The sequence below is a fragment of the Pseudomonadota bacterium genome, assembly GCA_010028905.1.
Taxonomy (GTDB): Bacteria; Vulcanimicrobiota; Xenobia; order RGZZ01; family RGZZ01; genus RGZZ01.
Genome location: RGZZ01000017.1, coordinates 21,330 through 28,165, shown reverse-complemented (window position 1 = coordinate 28,165; position 6,836 = coordinate 21,330). Strand labels below are relative to the sequence as shown.

The following is a 6,836-nucleotide window of genomic DNA, read 5'->3' as shown; positions in this document are numbered from 1 at the left end:
TATCCCTGCTCGATGGCGTCGTCGAGGGCCACATGAGTGTGGTTCTTCGTCTCGAACCAGTGAGACGGCATGTTGCGCTTCGTGGCGTCGCGGAACGTGGTTCCGAGAGTGGCCATGGCCAGCGTCTTCATGTCGAGGGCGGAGAACGAGAAGGGGCTTCGCCCAGCGAAGCGGATGAGGTACCAGTAGACGAACAGGAAGTCGTAGGCGGCCGGATAGCCCACGAACACCGGGGTCCCGGGAAGCCCATCGAGCCACTCGGCATACTCCGGCATGACCTCGGTGGCGGGTCGAGCGTGGACGCGGCAGGCCTCCCACGCCCTCTCGTGCTGGGCCCACCACTGCATGGTGCGCGCGTCGGTGGTCGCCCCGTCGAGGGTCTCGAGGTTGGCCGTGAAGGTTCCCAGCAGTCGTCCATCCTCGCTGAAGGCCGCCGATCCGAAGCTCAGCATGGAGTGCATGCCGGGAATGAGGCCATCGGCCTCGACATCGGTGCTCACGTAGATCTCCGTCATGACGGCGGTTTCTGCGCGAAGCAACGGGATCACTCCTGTCGGCTCAGGTGCGTCTCTCTGAAGAGAGCGGCATGCATCAGGTTCAAACAGGGGCTTTGCAGAGCGGAGGGATTTGGCACGGTTTCACGAATCATTGCGCCCATTTCCGCTTCGCCGCGCCGATCTGTTCGCCACATCCGCGGGAAGCGCTGAAGAGGTTCGACATGACGACACACATCGCACCCCCAGAGGCGGCCGGCAGCCTCGAGCTCGGCATTCCAGGGTTCACCTACGCGTCGCTCTACGACCCGCAGAAGCTGGCGGAGCTGACCCGCATCTTCCACGAGCGCCTTGCCGCCGACGATGCTGCGCTGGCGGCAGAGTTCGCCGCCTATCGCGAGACCCTGGGTGAAGGCCTGAGCAAGCCGGCGGAAAGCTCCCTGCTGATCCGGGTGGCTCGCCATCAATCGGCATTCATCGCCCGCCTCTTCAACATCGAAGCGGCCGCGGCGCGCCTGACCGAAGAGCACAAGACCCAAGACCCCATCCTCCGCTTCAAGAAAGAGGTGGTCTCACGGCGCGCCGTCAAGAAGTACAAGGACGCCGTGCCCACCGACGCGCCTGGCATATTCGCCCCCGATGGCCTGTTGCTGAAGGTGCGGCCAGACCTCGCCGCGGAGCGCGAGCGCGACCCTGAGCTCTTCGTGTCGCGGATCACCTGCGAGCTGCTCGATATCGAGGCCGCCTGGAAGAAGATCAGCGATGAGCGCGCACCCGAGCCGCTGTCTGACGACCTGAAGGCCCGCAGCGCCACCCTGCGCGCCGCGCTGGGCGAAACGCCCCTCGATGACGAGGCCGGGATGATCACCTGGCTCGACGGCGTCATCGACCAGATCGCTCGCTGGGCCGCCAAGGCGGCCCACGACCGCCATCACCATCACACGCGCCGGGACTGGGTTTCGCTCACCTTCCCGGAAGACATGGCCTGGCCCGATGGCCTGGTGCCTCACCAACGGCCCCGCGCAGATCTGCCGGAAGCCATCGAAGGACCACCGGGAACGCTTCGATGCCGGGACGGCTTCAAGCTCACCGATCTGCGCGGATCGCTGCGCTACGTGCTCGATCAGACCGAGTACTGCGTGTTCTGCCACGAGCGTGAGAAAGACTCGTGCTCGAAGGGTCTGCCCATGCCTCGCAAGGACAAGCCGATCCAGCGCAATCCGCTGGGCGTTGCCCTGAACGGCTGCCCCCTCGACGAGCGCATCTCCGAGATGCACATGCTCAAGCGCATGGGCGATACCATCGGGGCGCTCGCCATGGTGTGCATCGACAATCCCATGTGTCCCACCACCGGCCACCGCATCTGCAACGACTGCATGAAGGCCTGCATCTACCAGAAGCAAGAGCCGGTCAACATCCCCCAGAACGAGACCCGCTCCCTCACAGACACGCTCAACCTCCCGTGGGGCGTGGAGATCTACGGGCTGCTCACGCGCTGGAACCCCATCAATGTGCGCCGACCGCACCGCATGCCCTACAACGGCAAGAACGTGCTCGTGGTGGGCATGGGCCCCGCTGGCTTCTCGCTCTCACAGTACCTGCTCAACGAGGGCTTCGGCGTGATCGGCGTCGACGGCCTGAAGATCGAGCCGCTCCCAGCCGACCTGGTGGGCAGCGGGGCGAGCGCGCCGCAGCCCATCGAGCGCTTCCAGAGCCTGGTCGAGAACCTCGACGAGCGCATCGCCCTGGGCTTCGGCGGCGTGGCCGAATACGGCATCACCAACCGCTGGGACAAGAACTTCCTCAAGCTCATCTACCTCACCCTGAGCCGCAACCCGACCTTCAAGGTCTACGGGGGCATCCGCTTCGGGGGCACCCTCACCGCTGAAGACGCCTGGGACTTGGGAATCCACCATGTTGCGATCGCCGCCGGCGCGGGTAAGCCCACCCTGGTGAACATCGAGAACAACCTCATTCCCGGCGTGCGCGCCGCGTCAGACTTTCTCATGGGGCTCCAGCTCAGCGGTGCCGGTCGCGCCACCTCGTTCGCCAACCTGCAGTTGCGCCTGCCCGTGGTGGTGGTGGGCGGCGGGCTCACCGGCATCGACACCGCCACCGAGTCGCTGGCCTACTACACAATGCAGTGCCTCAAGGTGGTCGATCGCTATGAAACCCTGGCAAGCGAGCACGGCGAGGAAGCCCTGCAGGCCATGTACGGCCCTGAAGAGCGCGAGATCATCGCCGAGCTGGTGGCCCACGGCCGAGTGCTGCGTGAAGAGCGCGATCGCGCCAAGGCCGAGGGGCGAGAGCCGAACTACGTTCCGCACCTGCAGCAGTGGGGTGGCGCAAAGCTCTGCTATCGCAAGCGCATGGTCGACTCGCCCGCCTATCGCCTCAACCACGAAGAGATCGTGAAGGCGCTCGAAGAGGGCATCACCTATGTCGAGTGCATGGACCCACGTGCGGCCATCTCCGACGAATACGGCAGCCTGAAGGCCGTTCGCATGGAGCGCATCTCCGAGCTCGAGCCCGGCAAGTGGGGCAACAGCGGTGAGATGGTCGAGATTCCCGCACGCACGCTGCTCGTGGCCGCCGGCACCGCGCCCAACGTGAACTACGAGCGCGAGCGCGAAGGCCACATCGCCCTCGACGACAAGCGTCGCTTCTTCAAGGGCTTCAAGGTGGTCGATGGCCGCCTCGAACCCGCCGCCCAGAACCTGGCCGACCCCGGATTCTTCACCTCATACGAGAAAGACGGCCACTTCATCTCGTACTACGGCGACAATCATCCGGTGTTCGCCGGCTCTGTGGTGAAAGCCGTGGCCTCCGGCAAGTACGGTGCCCGCGCGGTCACCGAGGTGTTCGCAAACGAGATCGCGGCCCTCGACCCGGCCGACCAGCCGAAGCGCGACGCCGAGCTCGTGGCGCTCAAGCAGCGGCTCGACGAGAACCTCCTGGTGACCATCGAGGAGGTGCGCCGCCTCGGCCCCACCATCGTCGAGGTCATCGTGAAGGCGCCGCTGCAGGCCCGAAAGTTCGAGCCTGGGCAGTTCTACCGCTTCCAGAACTTCGAGACCCAGAGCCCGGTGCTCGAGGGAACGCGCTTCGCGCTCGAAGGCATCGCCCTCACCGGCGCGTGGAACGATCCGGAGAACGGCATCCTCTCGCTCATCGCCCTCGAGCTCGGCGTGTCATCACGCCTGTGCGCCTACCTGCAGAAGGGGCAGCGGCTGGTCTGCATGGGCCCCACCGGAACCCCCAGCGAGATCGGCACGGGCGAGAACGTGGTGCTCTGCGGCGGCGGACTCGGCAACGCGGTGCTCTTCTCCATCGCCAAGGCGATGAAGAACGCGGGCAACAAGGTGGTATACTTCGCAGGCTACAAGAAGCCGACCGATGTGTTCCACCGCGACAAGGTCGAAGACGCCTGCGACCAGGTCATCTGGAGCGTCGACAGCGGCGATCCCATCACCGCGCGACGCCCGCAAGACCGTCACTTCGTCGGCAACATCGTGCAGTGCATGCTCTCGTACGCCAAGGGCGAGCTGGGGGAGACCCTGTTCCCCATGAACCAGGCCCACCGCATCCTCGCCATCGGCTCCGACCGCATGATGGCGGCCATCCGGGCGGCCCGCACCGAGGGGGTGCTGCGCGAGTACTTCTGCCACGAGCACGAGGCCCTCGCATCGATCAACTCCCCCATGCAGTGCATGATGAAGGAGATCTGCGCCCAGTGCCTGCAGCGCCACGTTGATCCAGCCTCGGGCAAGATCAGCTACGTGTTCACCTGCTTCAACCAAGACCAGAAGATGGACTTCGTCGACTGGAAGCATCTGAACGAGCGGCTGCGACAGAACTCGGTGCTCGAGAAGCTGTCGAACAGGTGGCTCGACCACATCTTGAAGCGCCACGAGATGGTGCACGTGTGAAGAACACCCGACCTCGCACGCTCGCCTGTCATGGCCACGCGTCATGACAGGCGAGATGAAGGTCTTCTCACCCCGTGAACCCAAGCATTCGAGAAGAGACGCCATGCCTGCGCCAACGATCGTCGCCCTGATGCTCATGGGCGCTCGACCCGAGCCTTACCTCAAGGCGGTTCTGCACAGCCTCGAGCAGGCGGCCGACTTCCTGGTCGTCCACGACAACAGCGGAGCCCCACGCTCGCAGAACCGAAACGTGCTGGAACGCTCGACGCTGCACGCGAGCGGCCGCGTGGGCGTGGTTGAGGCCCCGTTCGTGAACTTCTCGCAGGCCCGCAACGAATGCATCGACTACCTACGGGCCAACCTGCCCTGCGATGCGCAGACCTGGCTGCTCATGGTCGACTGCGACGAGGTGCACGGAACCGATCTCGCGTTCATCACGCGCAACATTGTGTCGACCCTTCCCTCCGAGGTCGGCATCGTCGACACCTATTTCTACAACTTCATTCTCAGCTTCAATGTCTACAACGCCCTCGATCGACGCCACAACCTGCTTGTGCGCCACAACCCCGACCTCCGATGGACGCACGACGTGCACGAGCATCTGACCGGTCTCGTTGGACAGCGCATCTGCCTGCCCTACACCTACCATCACTACGGCTACATCCGATCGACGGGCCACATCATCGATAAATGGCGCCACTATCGCACGCTGGGAGATCAGACCTACAGCGAGCACACCCTCGACGAGATGAGTCGCAGAGACCTGTTCGAACGCGAGGTCGATCGCGCGCTGCCCTATACCGGAAGCTACCCAGAAGCGCTCGCCCTGCTGGACGACGCCGCGAACATGGTCGACCCGGACATCGATGATTTCCACCGCCTGGTCGACGCGCACCTGAAGAAACCAGGGCCGCGGCTTCACGCGTTGCTGCGTGACCTGAACTACCGCCTACGTCTGATGTGGCGCGCGGTGCAGTGGTTCATCAAGCGCCCGCGCGACCCCGACGCGCGCCGGCTGCTGCTCACGACCCTTCGCGGCAAGCCTGGGGTGACCTTGACGCCGCAGCGCGCCGTCTGACTCGACGCAGCGCTCGAGAAGGCGCGCCAGTTGCTGGGTGAGCGCGTCCGCGCGGAACTGTGCCAGCACCGATGACTCCGGCAGCGACGCATGAAACGACGCATCGAGCATCGACTCGAGTGCCGCAGCCACCGCCCCCGCGTCACCGGTGGGAACGATGCGGTGCTGGTCGCTCGACTCCCGGAGCAGTCGTGCCAGCTGCCCCTCCGGCGGCATGAGCCCGAGAATCGGACGCCGCGCGCCCAGGTACTCGAACACCTTTCCGGTCCAGATCTGCTCGGCCTGCTGCACCTGATCGATGATGAGCAGCAGCGCATCGCTCTCACACATCGCCCGAATGCTCTCGGCATGGGGCTGGATGCCGTCGTAGCAGACCACGTCGCCCAGATCCGGCGCGGCGAGCAGATCGGGCACCGGACCCACGACTCGCCCAAGGAAACGCGCCTCGAGTCGCCCCCTCAACCGCTCCGACCCGCCCAGCCGCCGCAGTCCCTCGAGGAAAACCGCGGGGGAGCGCTGCTCGTACAGGCTCCCCAGGTGCCGGATCACGAACGGGCCCGCGGGCCTTCTCTGCGGAGATGTCGTCTCAAAGTCTGCCGGATCGAAGCCGTTGGGAATGACCTCGACCTCCACCCCCTCACGACGCGCGCGAATGGCCGCCTGCAGCGACTCGTTGACCGTGAGAACCACGCTGGCCTGGCGAAGCACGTCTGCTTCGAGACGCCGCTCGTACGACGGGCGCCGGCGCATCGCCCCCCCGCGGAACGCGTCGTTGAAGCCCGTCCAGTCATCCCGGAAGTCAGCGACCCACGGAAGTCCGAAGCGCTCGCGCAGCCCCAGGCCGATGAGATGGGTGGAGAACGGGGGACCCGTGGTGAGAACGGCATCGAACCCACCTGTTCGGGAGCGAAGGTGCGAGCACAGACTCAGCGCGGGACGCACCCACCCCACGTGCTCATCGGGCACCAGCATGAAGTCGAAGGTGCGGAAGAGGTTGCGCACGATCTTCTGCAGAGGCTGCTCCCACGAATCTGAGAAGCGCCCTGGCTCGAACGAGCGCACGAAGTGCACGGGCACATCTGGCGGAACCGCACGTTGCAGCGACGGGTCACGCGTGACGGCGGGAAGCGGATCGGCGCAGACAACCTCGGTCTCCCACCCGAAGCCGCGCAGATATCGGGCGAACCGCAGGGCACGCAGGGTGCCCGCGCCGCCGGCTGGGGGGAAGTGGTAGGTGACCAGAAGCAGACGCGGCAATGAATGACCCTCTAGAGCGTGAGACCGAAGTGTGGTACAGTTCGCCCAGAAGGGCCCTCACTCCTCTGGAGACAGCCT

4 protein-coding genes are annotated in these 6,836 nt (G+C 65.3%); 1 reads left to right on the top strand and 3 read right to left on the bottom strand.

What is annotated here, in order from left to right; translation table 11 throughout:
- A partial coding sequence (locus EB084_02675) for an exonuclease (protein NDD27156.1) occupies nucleotides 1-515 on the bottom strand: 515 nt, incomplete at its 3' end.
- Between the two features lie 203 nt (nucleotides 516-718).
- Between EB084_02675 and EB084_02670 the strand changes: the two genes are divergently transcribed.
- A complete protein-coding gene (locus EB084_02670) occupies nucleotides 719-4,423 on the top strand; it encodes a pyridine nucleotide-disulfide oxidoreductase (protein ID NDD27155.1) in 3,705 nt (1,234 codons plus the stop codon).
- 349 nt (nucleotides 4,424-4,772) lie between these two features.
- On the opposite strand, the gene EB084_02665 is transcribed toward EB084_02670, so the two are convergent.
- Nucleotides 4,773-5,345: a hypothetical protein gene (locus EB084_02665; protein NDD27154.1), complete on the bottom strand. Its 573-nt coding sequence runs from the start codon at nucleotides 5,343-5,345 to the stop codon at nucleotides 4,773-4,775.
- A gap of 27 nt (nucleotides 5,346-5,372) precedes the next feature.
- Nucleotides 5,373-6,758, bottom strand: a complete 1,386-nt coding sequence (locus EB084_02660; GenBank protein ID NDD27153.1) for a hypothetical protein — start codon at nucleotides 6,756-6,758, stop codon at nucleotides 5,373-5,375.
- Nucleotides 6,759-6,836 lie beyond the last annotated feature (78 nt).

Coding starts and splice junctions, on each gene's coding strand:
- EB084_02670 (NDD27155.1), top strand. CDS start 719: ATGACGACACACATCGCACCCCCAGAGGCGGCCGGCAGCCTCGAGCTC.